Source organism: Candidatus Aquicultor sp. (assembly GCA_036504445.1).
GTDB lineage: Bacteria > Actinomycetota > Aquicultoria > Aquicultorales > Aquicultoraceae > DASXVE01.
Genome location: DASXVE010000032.1, coordinates 21039 through 46755, shown reverse-complemented (window position 1 = coordinate 46755; position 25717 = coordinate 21039). Strand labels below are relative to the sequence as shown.

Annotated in this window: 25 protein-coding genes; 14 read left to right on the top strand and 11 right to left on the bottom strand. The window is 50.4% G+C overall.

All coding sequences use genetic code 11. The annotated features are described in order from the left end of the window. Positions 1-34: 34 nt before the first annotated feature. Positions 35-583, top strand: coding sequence for a DJ-1/PfpI family protein (locus VGK02_11085; protein ID HEY3375583.1), 549 nt, complete (start codon positions 35-37; stop codon positions 581-583). Between the two features lie 12 nt (positions 584-595). Here the strand turns inward: VGK02_11085 and VGK02_11080 are convergent, their stop codons facing one another. Further along, positions 596-2356 (bottom strand): HD domain-containing phosphohydrolase, encoded by a 1761-nt coding sequence (locus VGK02_11080; GenBank protein HEY3375582.1) that lies wholly within the window; start codon positions 2354-2356, stop codon positions 596-598. A gap of 332 nt (positions 2357-2688) precedes the next feature. Between VGK02_11080 and VGK02_11075 the strand changes: the two genes are divergently transcribed. After that, positions 2689-3006 carry a muconolactone Delta-isomerase family protein gene (locus VGK02_11075; GenBank protein HEY3375581.1) on the top strand — a complete coding sequence of 106 codons (318 nt, stop codon included), beginning with the start codon at positions 2689-2691 and terminating at the stop codon, positions 3004-3006. A gap of 74 nt (positions 3007-3080) precedes the next feature. Here VGK02_11075 and VGK02_11070 read toward each other — a convergent pair whose 3' ends face one another. Beyond that, the gene (locus VGK02_11070; GenBank protein HEY3375580.1) at positions 3081-3668 is read right to left on the bottom strand and encodes a hypothetical protein; all 588 of its coding nucleotides are present in this window, start codon (positions 3666-3668) and stop codon (positions 3081-3083) included. A gap of 192 nt (positions 3669-3860) precedes the next feature. Between VGK02_11070 and VGK02_11065 the strand changes: the two genes are divergently transcribed. Then, entirely contained in the window at positions 3861-4331 is a 471-nt protein-coding gene (locus tag VGK02_11065; protein ID HEY3375579.1) for a rhodanese-like domain-containing protein, read from the top strand. Positions 4332-4397: 66 nt separating this feature from the next. Here VGK02_11065 and VGK02_11060 read toward each other — a convergent pair whose 3' ends face one another. The 3 genes from VGK02_11060 to VGK02_11050 form a co-directional block, all read right to left on the bottom strand. Continuing rightward, positions 4398-4874 carry a redoxin domain-containing protein gene (locus VGK02_11060; GenBank protein ID HEY3375578.1) on the bottom strand — a complete coding sequence of 159 codons (477 nt, stop codon included), beginning with the start codon at positions 4872-4874 and terminating at the stop codon, positions 4398-4400. Between the two features lie 168 nt (positions 4875-5042). Continuing rightward, entirely contained in the window at positions 5043-5948 is a 906-nt protein-coding gene (gene dapA / locus VGK02_11055; protein HEY3375577.1) for a 4-hydroxy-tetrahydrodipicolinate synthase, read from the bottom strand. 155 nt (positions 5949-6103) lie between these two features. Next, positions 6104-6289 carry a hypothetical protein gene (locus VGK02_11050; GenBank protein ID HEY3375576.1) on the bottom strand — a complete coding sequence of 62 codons (186 nt, stop codon included), beginning with the start codon at positions 6287-6289 and terminating at the stop codon, positions 6104-6106. A 159-nt stretch (positions 6290-6448) separates the two neighbouring features. Between VGK02_11050 and VGK02_11045 the strand changes: the two genes are divergently transcribed. Both VGK02_11045 and VGK02_11040 read left to right on the top strand, forming a co-directional pair. After that, the gene (locus tag VGK02_11045) at positions 6449-7621 is read left to right on the top strand and encodes a hypothetical protein (protein ID HEY3375575.1); all 1173 of its coding nucleotides are present in this window, start codon (positions 6449-6451) and stop codon (positions 7619-7621) included. A 4-nt stretch (positions 7622-7625) separates the two neighbouring features. Beyond that, positions 7626-7937 (top strand): EscU/YscU/HrcU family type III secretion system export apparatus switch protein, encoded by a 312-nt coding sequence (locus tag VGK02_11040; protein ID HEY3375574.1) that lies wholly within the window; start codon positions 7626-7628, stop codon positions 7935-7937. Positions 7938-7941: 4 nt separating this feature from the next. Here the strand turns inward: VGK02_11040 and VGK02_11035 are convergent, their stop codons facing one another. The 4 genes from VGK02_11035 to VGK02_11020 all read right to left on the bottom strand — a co-directional run bounded on the left by VGK02_11035 (position 7942) and on the right by VGK02_11020 (position 12370). Beyond that, a complete protein-coding gene (locus tag VGK02_11035; protein ID HEY3375573.1) occupies positions 7942-8925 on the bottom strand; it encodes a carbohydrate kinase family protein in 984 nt (327 codons plus the stop codon). Next, a complete protein-coding gene (locus VGK02_11030; GenBank protein ID HEY3375572.1) occupies positions 8925-10742 on the bottom strand; it encodes a DUF255 domain-containing protein in 1818 nt (605 codons plus the stop codon). The genes VGK02_11035 and VGK02_11030 overlap by 1 nt, the downstream gene beginning before the upstream one ends. Positions 10743-10882: 140 nt before the next feature. Beyond that, a complete protein-coding gene (locus VGK02_11025) occupies positions 10883-11878 on the bottom strand; it encodes an NAD(P)-dependent oxidoreductase (GenBank protein ID HEY3375571.1) in 996 nt (331 codons plus the stop codon). Positions 11879-11944: 66 nt separating this feature from the next. Then, a complete protein-coding gene (locus tag VGK02_11020; protein HEY3375570.1) occupies positions 11945-12370 on the bottom strand; it encodes a hypothetical protein in 426 nt (141 codons plus the stop codon). 204 nt (positions 12371-12574) lie between these two features. Between VGK02_11020 and VGK02_11015 the strand changes: the two genes are divergently transcribed. Continuing rightward, positions 12575-13468 carry a 4Fe-4S dicluster domain-containing protein gene (locus VGK02_11015; GenBank protein HEY3375569.1) on the top strand — a complete coding sequence of 298 codons (894 nt, stop codon included), beginning with the start codon at positions 12575-12577 and terminating at the stop codon, positions 13466-13468. A 5-nt stretch (positions 13469-13473) separates the two neighbouring features. Here VGK02_11015 and VGK02_11010 read toward each other — a convergent pair whose 3' ends face one another. Beyond that, entirely contained in the window at positions 13474-14094 is a 621-nt protein-coding gene (locus VGK02_11010; GenBank protein ID HEY3375568.1) for a hypothetical protein, read from the bottom strand. Between the two features lie 191 nt (positions 14095-14285). On the opposite strand from VGK02_11010, the gene hemW reads away from it, so the two are divergent. From hemW to VGK02_10970, 8 genes are all read left to right on the top strand, one after another. Beyond that, positions 14286-15446 carry a radical SAM family heme chaperone HemW gene (hemW, locus tag VGK02_11005; protein ID HEY3375567.1) on the top strand — a complete coding sequence of 387 codons (1161 nt, stop codon included), beginning with the start codon at positions 14286-14288 and terminating at the stop codon, positions 15444-15446. Positions 15447-15662: 216 nt separating this feature from the next. Continuing rightward, the gene (gene rplM, locus VGK02_11000; protein HEY3375566.1) at positions 15663-16106 is read left to right on the top strand and encodes a 50S ribosomal protein L13; all 444 of its coding nucleotides are present in this window, start codon (positions 15663-15665) and stop codon (positions 16104-16106) included. Positions 16107-16109: 3 nt separating this feature from the next. Continuing rightward, positions 16110-16505, top strand: coding sequence for a 30S ribosomal protein S9 (gene rpsI, locus VGK02_10995; protein ID HEY3375565.1), 396 nt, complete (start codon positions 16110-16112; stop codon positions 16503-16505). A 67-nt stretch (positions 16506-16572) separates the two neighbouring features. Beyond that, positions 16573-17613, top strand: coding sequence for an alanine/ornithine racemase family PLP-dependent enzyme (locus tag VGK02_10990; protein ID HEY3375564.1), 1041 nt, complete (start codon positions 16573-16575; stop codon positions 17611-17613). A 118-nt stretch (positions 17614-17731) separates the two neighbouring features. Then, on the top strand, positions 17732-19063 hold the full coding sequence (gene glmM / locus VGK02_10985; GenBank protein ID HEY3375563.1) for a phosphoglucosamine mutase: 1332 nt from the start codon (positions 17732-17734) through the stop codon (positions 19061-19063). 291 nt (positions 19064-19354) lie between these two features. Then, a complete protein-coding gene (locus VGK02_10980) occupies positions 19355-19549 on the top strand; it encodes a hypothetical protein (protein HEY3375562.1) in 195 nt (64 codons plus the stop codon). A 54-nt stretch (positions 19550-19603) separates the two neighbouring features. After that, on the top strand, positions 19604-21436 hold the full coding sequence (glmS, locus tag VGK02_10975) for a glutamine--fructose-6-phosphate transaminase (isomerizing) (protein HEY3375561.1): 1833 nt from the start codon (positions 19604-19606) through the stop codon (positions 21434-21436). Between the two features lie 143 nt (positions 21437-21579). Then, a complete protein-coding gene (locus VGK02_10970; protein HEY3375560.1) occupies positions 21580-23298 on the top strand; it encodes a TIGR04190 family B12-binding domain/radical SAM domain protein in 1719 nt (572 codons plus the stop codon). A gap of 263 nt (positions 23299-23561) precedes the next feature. Here VGK02_10970 and VGK02_10965 read toward each other — a convergent pair whose 3' ends face one another. After that, positions 23562-25589, bottom strand: a complete 2028-nt coding sequence (locus VGK02_10965) for a sodium-translocating pyrophosphatase (protein ID HEY3375559.1) — start codon at positions 25587-25589, stop codon at positions 23562-23564. Positions 25590-25717 lie beyond the last annotated feature (128 nt).

Sequence of the window (25717 nt, the reverse complement as noted above, 5' to 3'; positions counted from 1 at the left end):
TGTGCTCGTCTTATCAATTTTGGAGGGATGCCATATGCAGGCAAGGGGAAAGACCGTCGCGATGCTGTTACCCAATCACTATAACGCCAACTTATTCGATACCCTTCGCGATTGCATAGTGGGTGGCGGCGGCAAGATTCTTATAGCCGGTTTTCAAGAAAACGAACCGCTCACCGATAGTATGCGAAAAGAAGTGGTTACGATTGATGTAGATGCCCAGAACTTGTCACCGGGAGATTATAACGCACTCGTTATCGTAGACAGCTCAACTCCGGAGGAAATGATCGCAAGCCGTAAGAACTTGAACCTCATTCGCCGTTCATACGAAAGTCAAAAAATAATCGGTACTGTCGATAGCGGCGTTGAGCTCTTAATTGCGGCCATCGGGTCACTGTTAAGCGGTCGGAAAGTAACGGGATCTGAAGCATCGAGGATCGATCTCGAAAGCATCGGGGCGGTCTTTATCGATAAAGATGTTGTCGTCGACGAATACTTGATAACTGCGAGGTCTGTTGAGGATGCCGAGGAATTCTGTCAGGTGTTGCTCGATCGTCTCCAAGCGGTAGGCGACTTAGCCGCGTAGAGTTGCTTGTGCTTATGCCGATTTCAGCTTATTGGAATCGGCAAACGCGTTCTTATAGCTCAGATCTAAAGAACCGTTGCTCGCGATATCGGCCAGGACCCAAACGACTTCCGCGTCGAACTTAGTGCCTGCATGATCCTTTAATTTCTGAATAGCGGTTTCAATCGTGAGACTGCGCCGGCATTGTTGGCCGGTAGTAAGCGTTTCAAACTCATCGGCCACCGCTAGTATTCGTGCATTAAGAGGAATTGCTTCAGCCCGTAGGCCGTGAGGATAACCGGTTCCGTCAAGACGCTCATGGTGGTATAGAACCGTCATATATACCGCCGACATATTGGATTTCATCAGCATTTTGGCGCCAATGACAGAATGCATCCTAAGCTGCCCGGTCTCCATTTCGGTCAAAGGGGTTCTTTTTCTAAGGATTGAACCGGCGACAACGATCTTTCCTATATCATGCAATAAGCCCGCTATGCGCAGGTGCTCAAGTTCGTCTTCCGGTACGTTAAGTTTGCGCCCGATCATACAGGCGAGAGCTGCGACGCGCTCACCATGACCGGCATAAAGACCGCCCTCAAGTTCAGCTCGCTCCGCCAGCGCGCAGAAGATGTCGATATAATTCGACTGCCGCCACGTGCTATCAAGCCATGTATCACTACTGGTACCGTGCTGCAGCTCTGTAAATATCCCATCCATATCAAAAGCGTCACGTTTGCCCAGAGTCGGCACAGCCGCTTCGGCTCTCTTGGTAGATGCCGGCGCCTCAGTTCTCCGTGCGGGCTCACTGTTCGGTTTGCGATTGTCCGATTGTTCGTTGTGCCGGGAAGCGGTGCGGTCGTGGTTCTTCACGGCACGGGAGATGTTTGTACGGTCACGGTGCCGCACAGCAAAGAAGCCGGCCGGCTCATAAGCGGAGGAGCTTATTCCGGTTATCATTAAAGCCGGTGTTAAAAGAACCGCCAGTAATGCGATTAAGACGTTCGCGTTCATACCCCCGTTGTCGGGCATAATACGAGCTAGGGCATAGGTAATTATGCGATTGCCGCTGCTTGACGTAAAAACGCCTGAGTTGATAAGAAAGCGACCGCCATCTGCCGAGTTTTTATCGACTATCTTGTTTTCATCGCTGGTTCGCTCATTTATATAGCTGGCTTGCAGCGCTTTAATAGCAGCTGTTTTAGATGAGCCGGCAAACAATCCGTCGTAAGAAACGGCCACCTCTGCGCCCGTCATGCGTTTGATGTTATCCAAAAAGGGCTCATTAATGTTACTGCCGATGAGAATATAGCCCATAAGTCGACCCGATTGTGAGCGTAGCGGTGCCGAAGCTAAAATCCACACTCGATCGGCAGACCGGGTAAAACACGATACCGTTTTTGCGGCCGCGGTCTTAGTAAATTCGGCGGGTAACCGTAGCTTCGGGCCGAGTGAGATGAGCTCGGTGTTAGCGGCTGTAACTATTCGGACGCTATCAACGGTAAATGTTGTTTTGAGGATACTTCGCAGTGACCTTTGCTTGTTACGCGCAACACTGTCTTTTATCACAGCGCTTGAAGCAAGAGAGTCGGCCAAAGCTTCAAGGCGAGCTTCTTTATCATTGAGCTCTACGTTGATAGCATAGAGCGTATGTTTGTCCGGGGTCGCTTGTTGACGGTTGCCAACCGGTTTGGTGAGCGCGAATGCAATAAGCACAATTCCGACCAATCCTAAAAGCAGTATCGGTACGATCGGGCGCTCTATAGTTTTACGTCTAGAAAGCTGTAAATATTTCATAGTATTTAATATCGCTTGGCTCTAATAAAGTACGGGCGTTGGTGTATATATTACTTCTACCCAAGCGCATGCATATTAGTACGTATATCGGCATTATGGCATCTATAATTAGCGATTTATGGTTGATATAAAGCCTGGTACATTGGGCAATAAGAAATTAGCTTACTTCTTATGGCGTTTTGCCAGGGGGTATTGGATATGCAGTTTCTCGGTCTCACCTTAGAGGCGCAGGCCGCAAGAACTGCCGACCATATTGTCGACTCACGCTAATTTGCAGCTAACGCTGCTTCTATTTGGGTACATCTATATGCGACTTATATGGAGGTGATTTTGTGAAGTTTTTGGTTATTGACCGCGGCGGGACTATTGATCTTTCGCCAACCGAAGCCCAAACGTTGTTCGACGGCACCGGCGCTTGGGTTCGGCGTATGATGGACGCCGGTAAAATCGAGGTTGCATATGCGCTCTCCGGCCAGATGTCGACTGCCATGATTTGTAATGTAGGTTTGCATGAAGAGCTTGATGACCTATTACTAGAGTATCCGCTCAGCAATTACGCGCTCTTTGAAATCTACCCGTTGTCCGATGCGCTTCATTCGTTTGCCAAGGCAAGTCAGACGTTCGCTGCAAGACGACAGATGGCCGCATAACATCAGTAATGATACGCATGTAAAAAAGCCGGATGAGAATTCATCCGGCTTTTCGTTGTAGGTTTTATTGTGTGTTATTGGCCTGTTCCGCCGGCAGCACCTGTCATGCTGACTTGCGAGTCTTGAACGGTCCACTGGCCCTTATCGTTCTTTACGAACGTCCAGATTGTCTGCCACGTACCGTTCGTACCGAGGTTCATTTGAATGTCGACGGTGCCTACGTTGCCCGAGACCTGCGGTGTTCCAATTTGATATCCGGTCAAGCCGTAGCCTTCACGGCTCTGACCAAAGCTATCGATATCGGCTTGGGTCGCTTTCGCATTCCTCTTGGAGTACGGCTGCAGATCATACGCCGTTTTCCAGTCTTTTGCCATCCATGCTTTGTAGTATTTCTCGCAGAATTGTTCAAGCGTCATACCTGCGGGGACAAGCGTTGCCGGAGCGGTCGAGCTAACCGGCTTTGTGTCTGCCGGGACGCTTGGGGCTGCCGCTGGCGCCTGTGACTGCGTTGCGGGAGCCTGGGTCTGAGTTTGGCCGACCGCGCCGGTTTGACCCGTTAGAGCTTGGTCTTGCGGTGTGGCAGGCCTAAATGCTGCGTACACCACAACTGCGAGTACCGCAATAGTGATTATGGCGATCGGAAGGATCTTCTTTAAATCCACAAAAACAACGTCCTTTCCTTAGAATGTGAAAAAATACATTTGCTTGTAATGTACCTTAAACAGGGCCATCTTTCAAGTAGGACACACCTACTACACGAAATAATAGACAAAGAATCTTCGAGGCGTGATATAATTGGTATACCCATACCGGGCATGCTATGACAGCTGTTTTTGACTTTGGAGGTTAATGAATTGTTGGATATAAAAAAGATTTTAACTGCGCTCATTATTGTTGCCTCGATCATCATAGCGGCCGGGTGCTCATCGAACCAGCCGTCGTCGCAGGACCAAAATGGGCAGGTGGGGCAGACAGGCACAGAGCAAACTGCATCTCAAGCGCAACAGCAGGCTCAGACAAATTATCGAGATGTTGATGCGGCGCAGGCAAAGCAGTTGATTGATAGCGATAAAACGCTGCAGCTTATCGACGTACGCGAGCAGGATGAATATGCTGGGGGACATATTGAGGGTGCCAAGCTCATACCGATTGGAGAACTATCGACAAGGATGAGCGAAATCGATAAAGCCAAGCCCGTGCTCGTATATTGCCTCTCGGGCGTGCGCAGTGCTCAGGCGGCTCAGGTACTAGTACAAAGCGGCTATCCTAAGGTGTATAACCTGGCATCAGGTATTGACGGCTGGAGTTATCCACTCGCAAAGTAGCCCGACAGCACCTTGTTCCAAGCAGCACCGCAGCTATAATTTGAGCCTCGCTATCTACTGCCTTAACTAGCCGGCGCGTTTCTGCTCCTGGCCTTGCAAGCGCTGGATTACATCTACCGCTTCCCGGATATCGGGAAGTTCATCATCGGGATAGACGCGGCTATACGCGATTGCGCCTTTTGAATCCACAACCATAACTACCCGATGCTCCCGCTGCATTACGTCATTCCACACATCATAACGGCGGCCGATGGTTCCGAACCAGTCCGCCAGTAACGGGAAATCAATATTGCGCTCGTTGGCAAATGCTTTATGGGACCACCGGCTATCAGCGCTTATGCCCACGACCTGGGCATTGAGCTGGCGTATCTCAGACATATTTTCGAGAATACGCCCGACCTCGGAGGTTCACACGGGCGAGAAGTCATGCAGGTAGAAGATCAAAAGCACGTTATCGCCCCTGAGGCTTGAAAAGTCAAATTCTTTGCCGTTTTGATCGGGCAACGTAAAATCAGGCGCAGGTTGTCCAACTCCTAGAGCCATCTTAAATCCTCCATTCATTTAACGCAGCATAACGAAACTTATTCCCGCAACGCCGAACTATTAAAGTTGTTGAGGTAACGCGAGTGAAAAAGCCGGTATGCGTAGAAAAGGCGTTGTTAGATAACAACGCCTTTTAAATAGTCGCTTAAGAATTATTAAACCGTTGATTTACGAGATTTTGCCGAGCTTTATGAGTTCGCTTCGCAATATCTCTTTGGTTTTGCCGCTCATCTCTACAAGCGGGAGGCGAACCGGGCCGGCCGGTAGTCCCATCCAGGAGAGCGCTTGTTTTACCGGGACCGGATTAGGTTCAATAAATAACGTGTTAACAAGATCGAGCGTCTTATAGTGAATTGTACGGGCTAAATCGATGCTTCCGGCGTCGACAAGCTTAACCATCTGGTCGACTTCCTTGCCGATGACGTGTCCGACAGCGGCTACCGCACCGTGGCCGCCGAGGCACAACAGCGAGAATGTAAGTGCATCTTCACCGGCGTATACGTGGAAATTCGAGGCGTGGGTAGCCTTGATGATCTTCATGGTTTGCAGGATATCGCCCGAGGCGTCTTTAATGCCGACGACCGTATCAACATCGGCAAGCTTGATAACCGTTTCCGGCTCGATGTTTCTGCCTGTTCTGCCGGGAATGTTATATAAAATTATCGGGAGATCGGTCGCATCGGCGATTGCTTCAAAATGCTTGAGGATGCCTGCCTGGCTGGGCTTATTATAGTAAGGGCCGACCTGCAGCGTGCCATCGACGCCCGCGTCTTCCGCAGCCTTGGTCATCTCTATGGCTTCGTGAGTCGAATTGGAACCGCTACCGGCGATAACCGGGACACGGCCGGCGACCGCATCAACCGTTATCTTGATAACGTAGATATGCTCTTCGTGCGAAAGCGTCGGTGATTCACCGGTGGTGCCGCACGGGATAATTGCCGCGGCTGCCTGCTCATCGATCAGGTAATCAATGAGCGTTCTCAAGCCCGCTTCATCAACTTTATAATCATCGGTAAAAGGTGTGATAATAGGAATTAAGCATCCTTTTAGATTCCACGCTTTGTTACCCATCATAATTCCTCCTCGCCCTACATTTTTCAATTTAACCTTTAAGTAGGCGAATGAGTCAAGCGGTATTTCACTTCCCTGTAAAATATTAACACTCGACACTCAATTAGAAGATACCCGGGAAGGTTAATCGGAAAAATGCGCAGTAGCTGCGCCGGACGCTATTTCCCGCCTGCGGTGAGATATCGCTCGATATCCCGGACACCGCGCTCTGCCTGGCACTTAATAATAGCGTCATTGAGAAGCTCCTGCATCCGATTATGGTTGTCCATAATCTCGCTGATGAGGTCTTGTATGCGGTTTAACTTGTCGTTTTGGGAGTTAGCCCAACCTTCTACATCGCTCATAGGATAATCCTACCAGAAATACCATAATATGGGAATACACTTAGACACTATCGCTTTGACTTATCCCCGTTTTGTCGTGATACATAACATCCACTATTCCATATTTCGACGATACACCGGTATAATCAAAACAGTGTCCCTTTACCGGTTCGGAGACGTATGGATATCAGAGGGCTGAGCCTACCAGGAATTAAAGAAGTCCTCCTGCTAAAAGGGCAGACGGCAACCGGAAGCGATGTCTCGCTGAAACCCGGTGATACCGTCCAGGCACGCGTAGTTGCATCGTCAAACAATAGCGTGGTGCTTAACATAGGCGGTACGCGAATCCCGGCATCCACGGATATCTCTTTAAACGCAGGTCAAATACTATCGCTCATGGTGGTTGAGCTGGGGCCCGACCGCATCGTGCTGCGGCAGGTAAAAGAGCAAACCCGCGGGGCGCTACCGGCTAAATACAGCAAGGACGATCTGGTCGATTATCTGCTCAAAGGAACAAATCTAAAACAAGGCGATCTTCAGGGAATCGCCGGGTTGATCAAAGGGGCGCACCTCGAAACAGGCAAGGAATTCGCCGCACTCAAAGGACTGATTGCTACAGCGATGGCCGGCGATGAACTACCTGATGGGTTTGATTTTGCCCGGCTCATGCAGGACATCGATGAACTTATCGTCGACTCGGGTGATAAAAAACAAGTATTGGCTCGCATTCGCTCGATGGTTGAGGCGATAAGCCATGAAGCGAATCTCGTTGCATATCTTGCCGGGAGTGACGGCGAAGCAGATAATATAACTGCGCGTTTGCTCGAGGCGCAAAGCATGCTGCAAAATAAATCACAGATTCCGCTCGATTTGGCCAAAGCGCTCAGCCAATCAACAGAACGGCTTCTGGAATTGGTTACCACTATAAAACTTCTCAATTTACCGGTTGATTCGCAAGCGCGGGAATTTATTTACCTGCCGATTCCGGTCCGTGTCGGCGACCACGTCATGACAGCCGAGGTAAAGATTTACGCTAAAGGCTCTCGCGAGCAACGAGCATCCGGACAAAATCCCGTTTACACGATAGGTTTTGCGCTCGATATGCCGTCGCTGGGGGCAACGCGTGCGCTCGTTGAAGTGGCGGACCCATATATCAACGTCGGACTGGCAGTTGAAAATATAAAGGCGCTCGACCGCATTGATGAACTATTTGAAGAGCTTAAGGGCCCCCTGGAAGAGCTTGGCTATATTGTCGGCAGGCTATCCGCCGCGCAGCTTAAGCCCGAACCGGATCGCAGCTTGATTGAAGACAAGCTCGGCGTATCCCAAGAGGGAATAGATATTAAGGCGTAGCATTGTGACTGATAAAACTAAGAAGGACATTGCGGAGAAAACCATAAGAAACAAGGCGGTGGCGTTAGGCTACGATTCCGAGAAGGACGGCGCCCCGGTCGTACTTGCAAAAGGCGTTGGGTATACCGCCGAGCGCATCATAGAGCTTGCAAAAGAAAAGGGAATCGAGCTTTATGAAGACCCGGCGCTGGTTGAGGCGCTCAGCGTAATCGATCTCGGTCGCGAGATTCCGGAAGCGCTGTACGCGGTTGTTGCCGAGATACTGGCATTTATTTACATGCTCGACGGCCGGATGGCAAAGCTGCCGCGCCGCTAACATCTTAAGCAATCTTTAAAGCAATCCGGCGGATCTCATCCATGCGCAGCAACCCCTCTTGAGCACCCAGTTTGCTGACCACCGATGCTGCATTAATAGAGGCCATGTACATCGAGGTTTGAATATCGTATCCCATGAAGTAGGCCGCGAGGAACGTCGCACCAAAAGCGTCGCCCGCTCCGGTCGCGTCAACTGTCTTTACGGGTACCGCCTCTTGATAGTAGGTTGTTGAATCCTCCGTGGCATAGCTGCCCTCATCGCCACAAGTCACTACCACAATTTTAGGCCCCATAGCAACAAGCTCGGGCGCGAGTTTTTCATCATCGAACACTTTGATTCCGGGATATTTCAGGCGAAGCAGCAGGTTTGCTTCGGTACGGTTAACGATCAGGATCTCGATTAAAGGCAAAACCTCGGACATGTATTCAAACCCAAGCTCAATCTGGCCTACACCGGGATTATTGGCAACCTTAATTGATTTCTTATCCGCAAACCCCACGAGCTCTTTTAAGAGTTCCGGTGATTGCCTGCTTAAAGGGCTTATATAGAGCCATTTCGTGTCCTCGATTTTTTGCCAATCCCGCACCTTCAGACTGCGGTTTGCCCCGGAATACGCGAGGATGGTTCTATCGCTAACCTGCTCGGGAATGAGGATAACCGATATTCCGGTGCGGTTCTTGTCGTCAACCCAGATAAACTCGGCGTCCGCGCCCTCCCGAACGAGCTCGAGGATGATCTGCTGGCCCATCTCATCGTTGCCGATGTTAACGTAGGGTGCCGCGTTGAGACCAAGCCTGGTGAACGCGATTGCCGCATTAAGTGCACCGCCTCCATCTGAGATATGCGCTGTTTCGATTGAGACCTTCGCGCCAAGAATAAAGGCGAGAAGCTCACCCTCGATACTCGATGGATCTGGGATAATCCGACTGTGCCCGGTGATAAAGAATATATCTCGGGTCGCCCCGCCGGCGGTGATTACATCAAACACTACTTAGGCCTCCCGGGAAGATCCGCAATTATTGCTTCGAACTCGTGCGCCGTATCGACCGGCGGTAAACACATACGCCCGATGCACGGATATAGAACCGGATACCGCTCAGGCGGAAAGCCGGCCTTTACCAGCGTTTCAAAGTCTCGAACAGTATCGAGCAACCTGATGTCTTTACCGGGGACATAACTGGCCCACGCCGTACGGAGAAGCGTATTCGTACCGATATCGTCCTTATTGCCGACTACTGTTAAGATGACGGGTTCGCTTATAAGCTCATCGGCAACCAGGCCAAACTCGGCAACAGAGGGAGTGGGATCAATTTCCCCAAGGTCTATGTCGCCCATGACGTCCATCGCTATCGTTTCGTACCCGTCGTTGCCGGTTAGGTATGCGAGCCGGTAGAGATTCTGAGCCATTACGGCGTTCTCTCTGATGGGCTTGTCCTTGATAAAGAGGGCGCCAAGCTCGGGCTCTACGCCGGTCGCCTGGTCATAGAATGCGCCGCTGTCTGCCCGCAGTGTCCTTAAGCTGATTTCAGCGAGCTCATTCGCTTTATCGAGAGGCTTGTAGCTACCGGTTGCGTTGTACATATCGATAAGTGCGTTTATCATATATGCCTGGTCGGCGAGCCATCCGGCGAAATGAGGGTCTACATCGTATGAGTGAGCCATTCCGTATTCGGGTGAGAAGCAGTGCTTAAGCAAGAATTCGGTCGTTTTAACTGCAAAGTCCAGTTGGTCGTGATTGCCCGTAATTTCAAAGCTCTGTATGTATGCGGAAACTGCAACGGCGTTTTGGTCGACATATACAATCGGGTCGGTGTAAGGCATCTTAGCCTGTTCTCGTTCGCTGGCACTGAGCTTGTAGAACATGTCATCAGCATCTTGGCTGCCCGCAAAACCGCCGCGAGCTTGGTCGGCGAGAAAGCGGTCTAGGTACGCAAGCGTTTTCTCGGCCACATCACGGAATTGAAGGCGCCCTGAGACCTGGTATGCGTGTAAATATGCGATAGCGGCCCCGGCGTTTTCTCCGAGCAGCTTTTCAAAATGCGGCTTACTCCAATCGCGTTTAGTTGCGTATCGGAAGAAACCGCCCCACACCGCATCAAATATCTCACCGGCCGCCATGTGGTCGAGCGTGAGCACCACCATCTCGAGCAGCTCGGAATTATCTTCCAGGTAGGCACGGCGTAAGAAAAACTCCGTAGCCGGCATGTTGGGGAATTTGGGCTCGGTTCCGAACCCGCCGTTTGCAGAATCAAATGACGTAAGAAGCGAGTGCATGATCTTATTAACCAGTCTTTTATCTGTTTTGTGATGTGCCGCCGGTTCGTTTTCCTGCGACTGGGTGATCCTGACTTTGCGCCGGGCTGCCTGCATATCGAGAGCTTCATGGTTCTCCTGGTAAAATTCGCGCGCGCGCGCGAGAAGTTCTAAGAGTTGGTCCGGGGGAATATATGTGCCGCCCGTAATAACCTCACCGTTATCCGTAAGGATCGCGGTTGTCGGCCAACCGCCGAGCAAATAGCGGCTTTGTATATCAGGCCGTCGATCGGCATCAACCCTAATCGGAATAAACTGGTCGTTTATAAGGTTGATGACCCTCTCATCGGAGAACGACGTTTCATCCATGACGTGGCACCAATGGCACCACACCGCCGAAATTGAAAGCAAAATCGGCTTATGTTCCGTTTTTGCCTGATCAAAGGCGCCGGTTGACCATTCATGCCAAGCGATCTCATCGGCCCGGTTGGAGTTCGGCGAAAAACGGAAACGCGGGAATTTATCTTCTGGCACTGGTTTTGGCACTAACATAACAGCTCCTTACAACAAGGTACACTGCGCTTTTACAGCTTCCAAGATTATTAATCTCTTGCCTCTACGCATTCTAATATTTATTACCAATTTGAATACAGGGATAACGCAGAGTATTTGCTAAATATGAGTTGCTCTTGCTATGCAACCTTGCCGGGCCGGCGTTCTTTCCCGGGGGCGAAACAAGTAGGTAAACCATCGTAGATCGTGGGATAAAGCGGTGTGAAGCCGAGATCAGCCTTGGTTTTTACAGTATCCGCAGCAAAGCTCGACATGCCGAGGGTGAGGGTATCGTTGGTGACGGACGGCGCCGTTTTCGTGATACGGGCCCAGGCTTCCACAAAAGCCGCAACGGAGCGGCATAGGGAGACCGACGTGCTCTTAGGGTGCGGCGCACCGATTAAGCCGGCGAGTTCGTAGATAAACTCCTTATATGTAACCGGCATATTATCCGCTACATTATATATTTGCCCGGACGCTCGAGTAGTACCGAGCGCAAGCAGTATAGCATGGACAACGTCGTCGATATGAACGGGGTTGATGAGGGTATTGCCGGTTCCCGGGATTCGGTACGAACGTCGTGCGATACGGGGCGTAAGCATTTTTATAAGCTGTGTATGCGGGCCGTATATCGTCCCGAGTCGCAGGATTGTTACCGGCAGCTTGCCTTGCTCGCCAAGTATGAGTAAGTGCTGCTCGCACAGCCTTTTATACAAGGCATAAAAGGAGCTTGGTTGAGTTACCGTATCCTCCGGTTCTAACGGAGGCATTGGGGTTTTATGCGGTCCAAGCACCTGGGGAATACTAGGAAAAATAAACCGCTTTACATGGGATGCGGTACATTCTTCCGCAATATTGATCGTGCCTTCATAATTAATTTGCCGGAGGGTTTCCTCGGGGTCGGCCACGAACAGCGCATCCGCAAGATGAAAAACCACGTCCGTATCGATGGCTATCCCCTTGATCGATCGGGCATCGCTCACATTACCCACGAAGATTTCTACGCCGGGATACCGGATGCTTCGCGCCTCTTTCGTAGTTGTAGCAAGCACCTTTACATGATGGCCTTGCCGTAGAAGTATAGCAACGATGCGCAAGCCGATATCGCCGCCGGCGCCGGTTACGAGAATATTCATGGGATTCCTCTGGTCGAAGCAAACTACTGCTTATTTATAGTAGTTAATACCACATAGGAGGATTAATTATGCGTGGGCGTCAACCATGGGGATGGCTTGCACGGCCGCAGCCTTACCAGGCCTTTTGACGAGGCACAACCAAGCTGATGACGCTAAGCTAACGATGACGAGCATCATGTGTAAAAACAGTTCGGTATAGGAAATTATGATGTGACCGCCTCTGGTCGATATTTCCGCTGCTTGTGCGCCATGCAGGAAGATAAAATACAATACGACCGGCGGCAGGTTGATCATGCCCTGAAGAAACGCGATAAACGCGGAGAGGCTGCGCGCGACATCGCGGCCACGGGGGTCGCTGTCAACGGCAAGCAGCGTGAATACGAGCAAGGTCGAGGAGAGAAAAATGGCATATTTAGACCACAGCCACAGCTCTTCAACATGTGCATACGGAAAGAGGTTAAGTGGTGAGTTGGGGTGGTATAACAGAGCCACAAAAATGCCCATTAATGCATTTATAACAATGATTAACGCTATAACAGTAACCAACCCCCAATAAAAAGCGCTTTATATATTATTTTCGGCATGATTTTTGTGCGGGTTTAGCGCTTTTTATGTACGGCATCAAGGCTTATAGCCATCCATTTTAGACCTGCTATAATAACTGTTATGGCTTCGACAAGGAACAAAAAGTATTATATGCGAGTGGTTATCATCCTTACCGGCATAGTGGCCGGCTGGTTATTCGCACATAGGAAAAAGAGCACGTCAAAGCTGGCGGAATTTCACGGCCGCCGGGTTCATGATTTTCTTCACAGCTATTTTTACTTTAAATGGACCTCGGTCTATTTGAAGCCGATACGGTACGTACTCGAGCGGCCCGGCATATTTCCTCAATGGTTCTATCAAGGCGCCGGGAATCGTCTAATGCACACGCACCACGGCAAAGTAGTTACGAACGAGACGGCGAAGCGCCTTATCGATGTAAAACAACCTATTGAGCTTACCAACCCCGAGCAGGTACTCCCCTATAAAAAGGCCCGCGACATTATTCTCGCGAACGCGGAGCATCTTGCGGTAATCGATTGCCCGTGCCGTCAGATTGCCGAGAATCCATGCCAGCCGATTGATGTATGTTTTGTATTAGGAGAACCGTTCGTCGATTTTGTAATCGAGCATAAAAAGGGTAATGCAAAGCGCCTTAACGTCACGCAAGCGCTTGAAATTCTCGAGCGGGAGCACAAACGCGGGCGGGTTCATACGGCATGGTTTAAAGACGTCGCCGGCGACAGGTTGTATTCGATCTGTAACTGTTGCGGGTGCTGCTGTCTTGGGTTGAAGGCGGTCTCGTACGGGTTTGACCTCGTCTCTTCATCCGGGTTTACCGCGCATATCGATGATGCCCAGTGTATGCATTGCGGCGTCTGTGCAGGCGTGTGTCACTTCGGCGCGATAGAGGTAGATGAATCCGTCAATATCAATGCAGACGCATGCAGAGGTTGCGGCGTATGCGTTAACGCATGCCCCACGGAAGCCGTTTCCTTGAAGGAAGATAGCGCCAAACCCGGCCCGATTATTCTACCACGCGAATAAATGTATTAGTTGTCCTCGCCAGGCGTGCCATCCGTATTATCCGTAGCGGAATGCTCCTCAGACGTTTCAGCAGGACCCGCGTTTTGTCCAGCTTCATTCGTCGATTCTGTGGTCTCACTGCTTGAAACGTTATCGCTGCCTGCCGCTTTATCTGGTGCCGGTATCTCGCCGCGCGCAACTTTCGCTCCGTAATCCCCGCCAAACCATCCCGCAAAGAGGGCGAGAGCCCATGTTATGAGGTCAAGATCGACGTGGATACCTCCGAGCGGATACTGGTATCCTGAAAGGCTTCCGGTAGATAGGAAGAAGCTGAGCAGCTGGATAAGAACAGTAGAAGCATCAAAAAGAACAACGACTATGGCTATCACTAAACCGCGACGTGCCCCGTTGTCTTTGGAAAACCAACCGGTGACAGTAGCGCCAAACGCAACCCCGGCTACAAGGAGGATCGTCTGGATAAGGAGAAATGCTAGTGGATTCTGTGAAGCCCTGGCGCCAAAGACTGCCAGCAAGAGCGTGAGCAGCAGGCTTCCTACCCGGGTAAACAAAAAGTAGACGCCGAAACCTGCGGCAAGATCAAGCGGTACGGAATTCAACCAGGTATCTTTTTTTTGTACGTTTCCCATTATTGCCCCCAATGCTACAAAGCTTTAAAGCGCTAACTTTCTACTCTATCTTATCTCGTACTCTAGGTTTAGAGTCAAGGTTTTTGGGTAAACCCGTTGCCGGCGCAGTTATAACGAGGTGTCGCCGGCTTCAACTAGCATTGTCCGGGGAAATCTGAGATAATCTGCAAAAATCCAAGAAAGTGTTAAAAATGCCTGCTATATATATCCACATCCCGTTTTGTAAGCAAAAGTGCAAGTATTGCGATTTTAATTCATTTGCGGGGTTCGGAGCAATTCATGATACATATATTGATGCGCTTATTCGCGAGATCGAAACGCAAGCCCCATTGCTTGCCGGTAATCCCGTGGATACGGTTTTTTTTGGCGGCGGTACTCCTACGCTTCTTAAGCCGGAGCACATATCACGGATCACGGCGGCTTTAAGATCGCGTTTTGAAATTGCAGGTGAAGCCGAGATATCGATCGAAGCAAATCCGGAAACAATTACCGGTGATGTTTTAGAGCGGCTTTTAAACAGTGGAATAAATCGTCTCAGCGTCGGGTTTCAAGCGCTCGATGATGAATTACTGCAATTGATCGGTAGGAAGCATACCGCGCAGCAGGCCGTCGATGCGTTTTATCGAGCCCGGAAAGCAGGTTTTGAAAATATAAATATCGATTTAATCTCGGGCCTGCCGGGACAGACGCTCGCACACTGGGCGGTAACCTTAGAACAGGCAGCTTCGCTTGAGCCCGAGCATCTCTCATGTTATAGCCTCACGGTTGAACCGCGCACGCCGTTGGAACGGGAAATCCAATGCGGGCTAATCAGCGTACCCGATGATGATGTGCAAGCAGATATGCTCTTATACACGATGGACTCGCTGGAGGAATCCGGCTTCATACATTACGAAATCTCAAACTATGCGAAACCGGGTAAAGAGTGCCGGCACAACCTGGTCTATTGGAAATACGGCGATTATCTTGGCCTCGGGGCCGGTGCGCATTCAAAGATTGGGAATAAAAGATTCAGGAATATCGCAGAACCTAATGAATATATCCAAGCGGTTGGCAGCCCGGTCGTTCAGGACCATGCTGCATTGGCAGCCACTGTCTCGGTAGTTGAGGAACAAACAGAGCTTAGCAGTACCGAGATGATGAGTGAGACCATGTTTCTCGGTCTTCGGCTTTTAAGCGGAGTCGATTTGGGTGAGTTTGAAGATCATTTCGGCATATCGGTGCGCGATGTGTATGGGCCGCAAGTTGATGAGCTGGTTGAGAAAGGCCTGGTAGGGCTAAGTGATAACACACTCAAGCTAACCAAAAAAGGACTGCTGCTAGGCAACGAAGTATTTGCGCGGTTCGTGTAGAGAGCACTCGTTTTATCGATTATGCATAAATGAATGTTACAATACTATTTGTAAAGCGCACGTTGCCGCGTCGTAGTATTTAGTTTGATCTCAATCATACCGTGGTTGATAACTGTGCTGTGTTGACATTTGCTGCGGTTTTGTATAGTATATGATGGTTGCAAGAGTAGCGTTATAAAGTACACAAAAGCTTTTACATACGTAGTTGGAGGAGAAATGAAGACGTATTCGGCCAAGCCAAAGGATATTGAACGCGAGTGGTTTGTGGTTGATGCGGCTGGCGTTCCGCTCGGCCGTTTATCGACTCAGATCGCTACAATTCTGAGAGGGAAGCACAAACCGATGTACACGCCCAATATGGACACGGGCGACCACGTAATTGTTCTTAATGCAGCGAAAGTCGCATTAACCGGGCGCAAAGCGCAGACCAAGATGTATTATCGTCATTCTCTCTACCCGGGCGGTCTCAAAGAGATCACCTTTGAGAGAATGATCAAGAGCAAACCAGAGAGAGTCATCGAGCTGGCAGTTAAGGGTATGTTGCCAAAGAACAGCCTCGGTCGGCAGATGTTCACGAAGTTAAAAGTGTATGCAGGGACGGAACATCCACATGCCGCCCAGCAGCCAAAAACTCTAGACCTCAGGGCGGAAGGAGAGTAATCGGTGGCTGATAAAGTTGTTTACTACGGAACAGGCCGCAGAAAAGATGCGGTAGCCCGAGTCCGTTTAATGCCGGGCCAGGGACAGTTTATTATAAGCGGCAAAGACCTCCAGCAGTATTTTGGTCGCAAGGCGCTTCAAATATTGATCCAGCAGCCGTTTGATGCGACGGGCACCAACGGTAGGTTCGATGTTGTCGCAACCATCGCCGGTGGCGGGGTCAGTGGCCAAGCCGGCGCACTTCGCCATGGTATCGCAAGAGCGCTGCTTGAAGCAGATGAAGGTTTCCGTACCGAGCTTAAGAAAGCCGGTCTTCTAACCCGAGATCCGCGGATGAAAGAACGCCGCAAGTATGGCTTGAAAAAAGCCCGCAAGCGTCCACAGTTCTCCAAGAGGTAATACGTTCGAATTGCGAGAGGTTAAAGAAGCGAGCTTCTTTAACCTCTTTTTATTTTGAGGTGATTTTGTGGCGTTTCCAGCCGTTACTGTCAATCTTTCGAAAATCGAGCACAATGCGAGAGTGCTGGCTGCAATATGCAGCAAAAACGCGGCGTGTGTTGTCGGTGTTACTAAGGCATGTCTTGGAAGCCCCGAAGTAGCTCTCGCTATGATAAGAGGCGGTGTGAACGCCATTGCAGATTCGCGGCTGGCGAACTTGGAGCGCCTGTATTTCGAGAAACAGCAGAAAAACGGTTTTGATGTTCCGATTATGATGCTCAGGCAGCCGATGAAAGATGAGTGCGGGCGAGCCGTCGAGATTACCGATGTCGCGCTTGTCTCTGAGCTTGAAGCGGTTAAGAACCTATCGGCAGCCGCACAAAAGCTTGGTAAAGCATATTCGATTGTCGTCATGGTTGAAACCGGGGATTTGCGTGAGGGCGTGCTGTCGCAAGACCTGTGTGAGTTCATACAGCGGGCGGCGGAGCTGCCGTACATTACTATTGCGGGCATCGGCACCAATGTCGCATGTCTGCAAGGGGTCCCTCCGACACCTGGGATGCTCGAGCTTCTTACCGGCAGTGCCGTAAACCTTCGCGAGCGCCTTGGTCTCAGCCTCCCATTGATATCGGGCGGGAACTCCAGCGCATGGAAGCTTATCGAATCGGGAGCAATTCCGCACGGCGTCAACCAGTTTCGCTTTGGCGAGGCCGTCCTGCTCGGGCAGGAAACGACCGGATTTAGCCCTATACCTCAGACTTTTCAAGATGCGATAGTTGTCGAGGCTGAAATTATCGAATTGAAAGAAAAACCGGTGCCCGATAACGGCGGTACGCTTCGCAAGCGCGCGATTCTTGCGATCGGGCGGCAAGATGTCTCTGAAGGATACCTAAAACCGGTAGGCCGCGGTATAGAAATCCTGCGACGCAGTAGCGACCACTTGGTAGTCGATGTAACCGATACCAACCGTACGTATACGGTCGGCGATGCTATAACTTTTACACCGGGATATGAGGCGTTGCTTGCCGCAATGACGTCCCCTTATTGTAATAAGGTTTTCATCTCGTGAACGAGGGGCCTTTGTTAGACGCAAAGCGTAAATGGTATACTAAACCAGAAACCGGAAGCATGAATGTAGTTTCCAACTATAGTAGGAAACTTCTTTTTATATAACCTGGAGGTGCAGTTTGTCGCGGCTTTTTGGAACCGATGGCGTTCGTGGAATCGCCAATGAATATCTAACCGCCGAGTTGGCTTTTAAACTGGGGCAGGCTGGGGCTACCGTGCTGAGTGGGGGAAAAGGCGGCGGCACCTTTATCATAGGAAAGGATACCCGCATATCCTGCGATATGCTGGAAGCGTCTCTGTCGGCCGGTATCTGTTCTGTCGGCTCGAATGTCCTGCAGGTGGGCGTGGTGCCCACACCGACGGTTGCGTTCCTGGCGCGCGCTCTGAAAGCCAAGGGTGGTGTTGTGATTTCGGCGTCCCACAATCCTGCCGAATACAACGGAATTAAGTTTTTCGGCCCTGATGGTTTCAAGCTCCCGGATGATGTCGAGGATGAGATCGAAGTAACAATGAACACATCAAAAGAGCTTCCTGTCGGTCCTCACCTCGGCAGAATCGAGAGAAACCCCCGGGCTGTAGATATGTATATCGATCATGTCGTCAACACCGTTGGCGGGTCTCTCGAGGGCTTGAAAATGGCGATCGATTGCGGGCACGGCGCGGCATTCCAGGTATCACCGAGCGTTTTCAGGCAGCTCGGCGCCAACGTAATGGCGGTTAATACTAAGCCGAACGGCACCAATATTAATTTCAATTGCGGGTCGACCTATATCGACTACATCCAGGAGATTGTTACAACGCACGATATCGACCTGGGGTTTGCTCATGACGGCGACGCCGACAGGGTTATTGCTGTCGATGAGAACGGCGAGGTCGTCGATGGCGACTATATAATGGCTATCTGCGCGGCCCATATGAAAGAAACCGGATCGCTGCCAAAACATTCAATTGTAACTACGGTAATGGCAAATCTAGGTTTTGACTTGGCGATGAAAGAGTACGGCGTTGATGTGGTGAAAACCCGTGTCGGCGACCGGTATGTACTTGAGGAAATGCTGAAACGTGGGATTAATATCGGCGGCGAGCAGTCCGGGCACATCATTTTCCTAGATCACAACACAACCGGAGACGGTATTATTACAGCCTTACAACTTGCATCGGTTATGGTAGAGAGCGGCAAGAAACTCTCAGAGCTAAAGCAAATCATGGAGAAGCTGCCGCAGGTTCTGGTAAACGTAAAAGTCAAGGATACGCATGGTTGGGATGAGATTCCGTCAATTCACGAAGCGATGAAGAAGGCTGAAGCCGATCTTAAAGACACCGGTCGTGTTCTCGTCAGGCCTTCCGGAACCGAGCCGCTAATTCGCGTCATGATTGAAAGTAAGAGCAGCGAAAGCGCCCAGGCAATCGCAAATAGTATCGCCGAAATTATTAAAGCGGAGCTCGGCTAGAGGAAAAAAATAGAGCCTCAGCAAGAAGCGCATAGCTGCCTCTGAAGCTGGATTCCAGCGGTAAAAAGTAGTAGTATATTAATAGCTTGATAGGCCCTTTGACCAGTTTTTCAGTTCTTATGGACAGGTTTTATAGAATAAGAAAACAGGTATAATTCAAATGGGCGCCGTAACGGGTAGATGATAGAGGTGGTGTCTAAAAAGTAACGGCAGATTGTGTTGTAAGTGAATAGGGGAAGTAAAAGCGCCAGAACTGCGTAGTATTGAATTAGTCAGAGCAGGTTTACGCAGTTGACGAGGAAGAGGTTAATCGAGAAGCTCGGAAACGAGCATTCGGCGGGTGCCTCTCGGCCGGCCACGGTCGTTATGATAACCACAAAACCGGAGGGTGACCACTGGGACAAAGAATTATCAAGTGGCAAAGAAACCGGCACAGTCATGTCCTCGCCGGATCTTAGCAGTAATCCCCTATTTTTTATGTTTTGATGTGCCACGCGCTAGATTTGTTGTCGCACGCTTTACATCACGAAGGGAGACCCTATGTGTGGAATAGTCGGATATATCGGTCAGCAAGACACCGTACCGATTCTTATTAATGGTCTAAAACGCCTCGAGTACAGAGGATATGATTCGGCAGGCATAGCGGTATTAAACGGCGGAATAAGCATTCTACGCCGTTTAGGGAAGCTCAGTGAGCTCGAGATGGCGCTTGATGGAGGAACACTTCCCGGGGCGGTTGGCATCGGCCACGTTCGTTGGGCTACGCACGGTAAACCGTCGGAAGAAAATGCGCACCCGCATCTCGATTGCTCGGGGAATATCGCAGTCGTGCATAACGGCATTATAGAGAACTATTTAACTTTAAGAGACGAGCTCAAAAGCCGCGGGCACGTTTTTAAATCTGAGACCGATACCGAAGTGGTCGCCCACCTTGTCGAAGAGAAATACGACGGCAATTTGCTTGAAGCTGTACGGGCTGCCGTCCGTGAGATTATCGGTTCGTTTGCGCTGGCAGTCATCAACACGAAAGAGCCTGATAGAATCATCGCTGCACGCAAAGACAGCCCGCTTATTCTGGGTATCGGCGAAGGGGAAAATTTCATCGCTTCCGATATTCCGGCAATTCTTAAAAATACGCGAAGCATCATGTTTTTAAGCAATGATGAACTCGCCGAGGTTACCTGCGATTCGGTTAAGATCTGCACAATCGATGATGTGGCGATCGAGCGCGAGATATTCACAGTACACTGGGATGATGAGGCCGCCGAGAAGGGCGGCTATGACGATTTCATGCTCAAAGAGATAAACGAACAACCGGCTGCAGTGCGCGAGACGATTCGCAGTAGCTTCCGTGACGGCAAAGTTGTGCTCGACAGCACATCGAACCTTGATGAGGACATCGTAAAAGCAACCAATAAAATATTTATTGTCGCCTGCGGCACGTCGTATCACGCCGGTCTGGTCGGCAAGACCATTATCGAGAACTGGGCGAAAGTACCGGTTGAAGTTGATGTCGCATCCGAGTTTCGCTACCGCAATCCGATAATTGACGATAAAACGCTCGTTGTAACCATTTCACAGTCGGGCGAGACCGCGGATACGCTGGCAAGCCTTCGCGAAGCGCAGCTAAGGGGTGCCAAGGTAATTGCGATCAGCAACGTGGTAGGGAGCAGTATCACCCGCGAAGCCGACGGCACCATTCACACCCACGCCGGTCCGGAGATCGGTGTTGCCGCGACAAAAACGCTGGTATCACAGATGGCGGCTATCTATACGCTCGCCCTCTATCTCGCGCAGGTGCGCGGCACCATGTCTCAGGATGAGATCGATATGCGGGTGAATGAGCTCAAGGGCATTCCCGACAAGGTGGCGGCGCTGCTCGCCGATAAAGACGGTATTAGGCGGATTGAGGAATGCGCCAAGCGCTTTGTTGATTGCAGGAGCTTCTTATTTTTAGGACGTGGCATCGGTGTCCCGGTGGCAATGGAAGGGGCGCTCAAGCTCAAAGAGATATCATACATTCATGCCGAGGGCTATGCGGCAGGAGAGATGAAGCACGGACCGATCGCGCTTCTCGACAAAGACGTACCGGTTGTGGCGGTCGCAACGCAAGGGCACACCTATGAGAAAGTCGTGAGCAATATCCAGGAGGTTAGGGCGCGCGATTCTTATGTAGTCGCGGTAGCGACCGAAGGCGATAACGAGATCAACTCCCATGCCGACTATGTCTTTTATGTTCCTGAAACATCCGAACATCTTTCGGCGATACCGGCGGTAGTACCGCTTCAATTGTTGTCATATTACATCGCAAAATTAAGGGGTTGCGATGTCGACCAACCGCGAAACCTGGCAAAAAGCGTGACGGTCGAGTAGGAACGGTGGTTTTGAGCCAAGGAGCGGAACATGATACCATGTGAGAGGCTGCATGAAGTCATCTTTAAGCCCTTGGGCCTTGATCGTTTTTAGCTGCCCCGATATATAATCACCTACGATGCTCGATTTAGGAGGCGTCACAAGTGAAGTACGATGTGCTTTTCATCCACGCACCAAGCATTTATGATTTCCGCGAGCGCCCGATTATGTTCGGGCCGGTAAGCGACGTGGTACCTTCGACGCCGATTTTTGAGATGTATCCGATCGGTTTCGCCATTCTCTCGGATCATCTTGAGCAGCGCAATTTTCGTACCGGCATTTTGAATCTGGCCGTTCGGATGCTGCGCGAACCGGGATTTAATGTCGAAAATGAGATCCGTTCCGTCGATACGCGCTTATTCGCGCTTGACCTGCACTGGCTGCCTCACGCACAGGGTGCTCTTGAGATCGCGCGGATTATAAAAAAGCTTCACCCCGATGTTCCAATCGTATTCGGCGGCCTTTCTTCTACGTATTTCCACGAGGAGCTGATCAAGTATCCTCAGGTTGATATGGTTATGAAAGGCGACTCGACCGAGGAACCGATGTGTATCCTTCTCGACGTCGTACAAAAAGGTGGCAATCTCGATGAGGTGCCGAATCTATCATGGAAAGCTGCGGACGGAACGATTACGCACCAGCCGATCACATATGTGCCGAAGAAGTGGGATCATTCCCGCATTAATTACGGTCGTATCATAAAGTCGGCGCTTCGCGGCAGATCTGTAAAAAACTATCTACCGTTTAAAGATTTCATGCGTTACCCAATTGTCGCTGCATTTTTCTGCCGGGGCGGAGTTCGAAACTGCGCTGTATGCGGCGGGTCGAAATACACCTACGCGAATTTCTTTAACCGCCCGGAGGCCGCCATGAGAGAGCCGGAAGATCTGGCATTCGACATTGCCGATGCCGCCAGCTACTTCACGGGCCCGGTTTTTCTGGTTGGCGATGTCCAGGCCGGCGGTCCCGAGTATATCGACCGCTTTTTAAATGCGCTTTCAAAATATAAACTTAAAAACATGGTGGTTTTTGAGTTTTGGCAATTACCGCCGGCGGAAATCTTTGAGCGAATCTCAAAAGCGGTAGCAAACTGGAGCTTTGAAATATCATGTGAGTCTCAATGTGAATCAATCCGTAAGAAATTCGGGAAAGCAATCTTTACAAACGACCAGTTCAAGCAGTCTATCAAAGACGGTTTGCGGGCCGGGGCGCAGCGTGCTGACGTATATATGATGACCGGTATTCCATTCCAATCAAAGGATTCGATTATGGAAATACCGGATTTTGTTGAGTACCTCTACGACGGGCTAAACGGCGAGCGTAAGAAACTCCTTTGTTTCGCCGCGCCGCTAGCACCGTTTGTCGATCCCGGAAGCTTGGCGTTTGAAAAGCCGGAAATGTACGGCTATACGCTGGCAAGGAAAAGCCTTGAAGACCACCGGCAGGCGATGACGGCACCATCATGGAAGTACTGGCTGAACTATGATAGTGCCTATCTCTCTAGAGACGACTTAGTAGAAGCGACCTATGACTGTGGTCTTAAGCTCAATGATGTAAAGCGTAGGCTGGGCGTTGTAAGCGATGGCGATGCCGCTATCGTTAAAAACAACATCCTGAAAGCAAAAGAGATCATGGGTAAAATTGATAAGATTTATACGTCGAACCTGAATGAGGCAGAAAAGCACGAGAAATACTATGCTCTCAAAAACGATATGGATCGCTACTCTATGTCTACGGTTTGTGAAAAGAGAGAGCTTGAGTGGAGCGTATCAGCGCTGAAAAAGTTTAAACCCCGAGGGCTGATAAAGGCGCTGCTGTCGTAACCTGCTTTACACCGTTTGCTAACTAATTCTAAAAATTCTTTTAAAAAACGCTAAAGTATTTATAAACTATGCCGATATAAATATTTAACCGTATAGTGAGAGTAATACAATATAAAAATGCGCCTCTGCTAGGGCGCATTTTTATATCCCCCGGTACGTATACAATTTGTTGCGGCATAAAAGAACGCCTCGCTATTACGCGAGGCGTTCTTTTATTTTACCGAAAATACTCTCGGCGTGGCACCTTTGTAGGTGTTATAACGTTATTTCAGGAACGGAACCAGCAATAAGGCCACAATATTGATAACCTTGATCATCGGGTTGATAGCCGGACCGGCGGTATCCTTGTAAGGATCGCCGACCGTGTCACCGGTGATTGCTGCTTGGTGCGCGAATGATTTCTTGCCGCCATGGTTACCGTCTTCGATGTACTTCTTGGCGTTATCCCATGCGCCGCCGCCGGTTGTCATTGAAATAGCGACAAACAGACCGGTTACGATACTTCCGACGAGAACACCGCCAAGCATTGTAGCACCGATGTTAGGGCCTTGCGCTGCAAGGGCTTTACCGATAAGCAAAATTACGACTGGTGTGAGAACCGGAATCAAAGCAGGTACGACCATCTCTTTGATCGCGGCAGCAGTAACGATATCAACGGCACGTGCATAATCCGGTTTTCCGGTACCTTCCATAATACCCTTGATCTCGCGGAACTGGCGGCGTACTTCCTCGACAACCGCGCCGGCAGCACGACCGACAGCGGCCATACTAAACGACCCGAAGAGATACGGCAGAAGACCGCCGATAAAGAGACCGACAATAACATATGGATTAGAGAGATCAAAGCTCATAGCTTGACCGGCATTCTTAAGCTCTTCCGTATATGCCGAAAAGAGGACGATTGCGGCAAGACCGGCAGATCCGATTGCATAACCCTTGGTAACCGCCTTGGTGGTGTTACCAACAGCGTCGAGCGCGTCGGTGACGTCGCGGACGCTATCCGGCAAGCCGGCCATCTCAGCGATACCACCGGCGTTATCTGTAACGGGGCCGAACGCGTCGATTGCGACAACAATACCGGTCATTGATAGCATCGCGAGCGCGGCGATTGCAACACCGTAGAGGCCTGAGAGAATATAGGCGGTCAGGATACCTGCGCCGATTACGATAACCGGTAGCGCGGTAGCTTGCATACCGACTGCAAGACCTTGAATGATGTTGGTTGCGTGACCCGTCTCGCTTGCTTTCGCAATAAGCTTAACCGGCGAGAAGTTTGAAGACGTATAGTAGTCCGTGATAACTACGAGTGCAGCGGTTACAAGGATACCGACCAGTTCTGCGCCGAAGAGTGCGCCTACCGAGTACGTTCCATTCGCCGCCATGAAATACTGCGTGAGCGGGTAGAAGCCGGCTATCGCAATAATTGCGGATGCGGCAAGCCCTTTGTAGAGGGCACCCATGATGTTGTTACTCTTCCCAAGTCTTACGAAGAATGTTCCAAGAATCGAAGCGATGATAGAGAAGCCTGCCAGCGCGAGCGGGAAGGTAACAGCCGTCCCGAAGTTCGGGAAGTAGAGGTGACCGAGAAGCATTGTCGCTACGGCGGTAACAACATATGTCTCAAAGAGGTCGGCCGCCATACCGGCATCGTCTCCAACGTTATCGCCAACGTTATCAGCGATAACGGCCGGGTTTCTCGGATCATCCTCAGGAATTCCGGCCTCAAGCTTACCTACCAGGTCGGCGCCGACGTCAGCGGCTTTTGTGAAGATACCGCCACCGATACGGGCGAATACCGAGATAAGGCTCCCACCAAAACCAAGACCGATAAGTGCTTTAGCATCTTTGGTTATAAACCAAAAAACCGATACAACAAGGATACCGAGACCGACGACGAGAATGCCGGTAACCGTACCACCCTTAAAAGCTAGGCCCAAAGCCTTTTTTAGTCCTCCTCGTGCCGCTTCGGCTGTTCGAACGTTTGCGCGTACTGCTACGCTCATGCCGATAAAGCCTGCCGATGCCGAAGCTACAGCTCCAACAAAGAAACCGATAGCGGTCGTCCACCCAATACCAAAGCCCAGAACAAGAACTAATACGATTAATACGAAAAATACTGTGGTGTACTGCCGTTTAAGATAGGCAGAAGCACCTTGCTGAATCGCCAAAGCGATTTCTTGCATTTTCTCGTTGCCTTGCGGTTGTTTAAGCGTCCAGGCGGCTAGATATATGCCGAACAGAATCGCTAACAAGCCTGTACCAAAGGCGATATAAATTGCGTTTTGTTCCATTTTCCACTCCTTTTCGTTTTAAGTTTTGTGCCACATACCGAGGAAGCCTTTTTGGATGGGGTTAATATAATATAGCAAAAGTCCGTTGGCCGATGCAAGCACTTTGCACATTTAGTACCGTCCCGTCG

Excerpts from the sequence above, each read along its gene's own strand:
- VGK02_11085 (HEY3375583.1), top strand. The coding sequence starts at position 35 with ATGCAGGCAAGGGGAAAGACCGTCGCGATGCTGTTACCCAATCACTAT.
- VGK02_11080 (HEY3375582.1), bottom strand. The coding sequence starts at position 2,356 with ATGAAATATTTACAGCTTTCTAGACGTAAAACTATAGAGCGCCCGATC.
- dapA (HEY3375577.1), bottom strand. The coding sequence starts at position 5,948 with ATGATGGGTAACAAAGCGTGGAATCTAAAAGGATGCTTAATTCCTATT.
- VGK02_11050 (HEY3375576.1), bottom strand. The coding sequence starts at position 6,289 with ATGAGCGATGTAGAAGGTTGGGCTAACTCCCAAAACGACAAGTTAAAC.
- VGK02_11045 (HEY3375575.1), top strand. The coding sequence starts at position 6,449 with ATGGATATCAGAGGGCTGAGCCTACCAGGAATTAAAGAAGTCCTCCTG.
- VGK02_11030 (HEY3375572.1), bottom strand. The coding sequence starts at position 10,742 with ATGTTAGTGCCAAAACCAGTGCCAGAAGATAAATTCCCGCGTTTCCGT.
- VGK02_11025 (HEY3375571.1), bottom strand. The coding sequence starts at position 11,878 with ATGAATATTCTCGTAACCGGCGCCGGCGGCGATATCGGCTTGCGCATC.
- VGK02_11015 (HEY3375569.1), top strand. The coding sequence starts at position 12,575 with ATGCGAGTGGTTATCATCCTTACCGGCATAGTGGCCGGCTGGTTATTC.
- VGK02_11010 (HEY3375568.1), bottom strand. The coding sequence starts at position 14,094 with ATGGGAAACGTACAAAAAAAAGATACCTGGTTGAATTCCGTACCGCTT.
- hemW (HEY3375567.1), top strand. The coding sequence starts at position 14,286 with ATGCCTGCTATATATATCCACATCCCGTTTTGTAAGCAAAAGTGCAAG.
- rplM (HEY3375566.1), top strand. The coding sequence starts at position 15,663 with ATGAAGACGTATTCGGCCAAGCCAAAGGATATTGAACGCGAGTGGTTT.
- glmS (HEY3375561.1), top strand. The coding sequence starts at position 19,604 with ATGTGTGGAATAGTCGGATATATCGGTCAGCAAGACACCGTACCGATT.
- VGK02_10965 (HEY3375559.1), bottom strand. The coding sequence starts at position 25,589 with ATGGAACAAAACGCAATTTATATCGCCTTTGGTACAGGCTTGTTAGCG.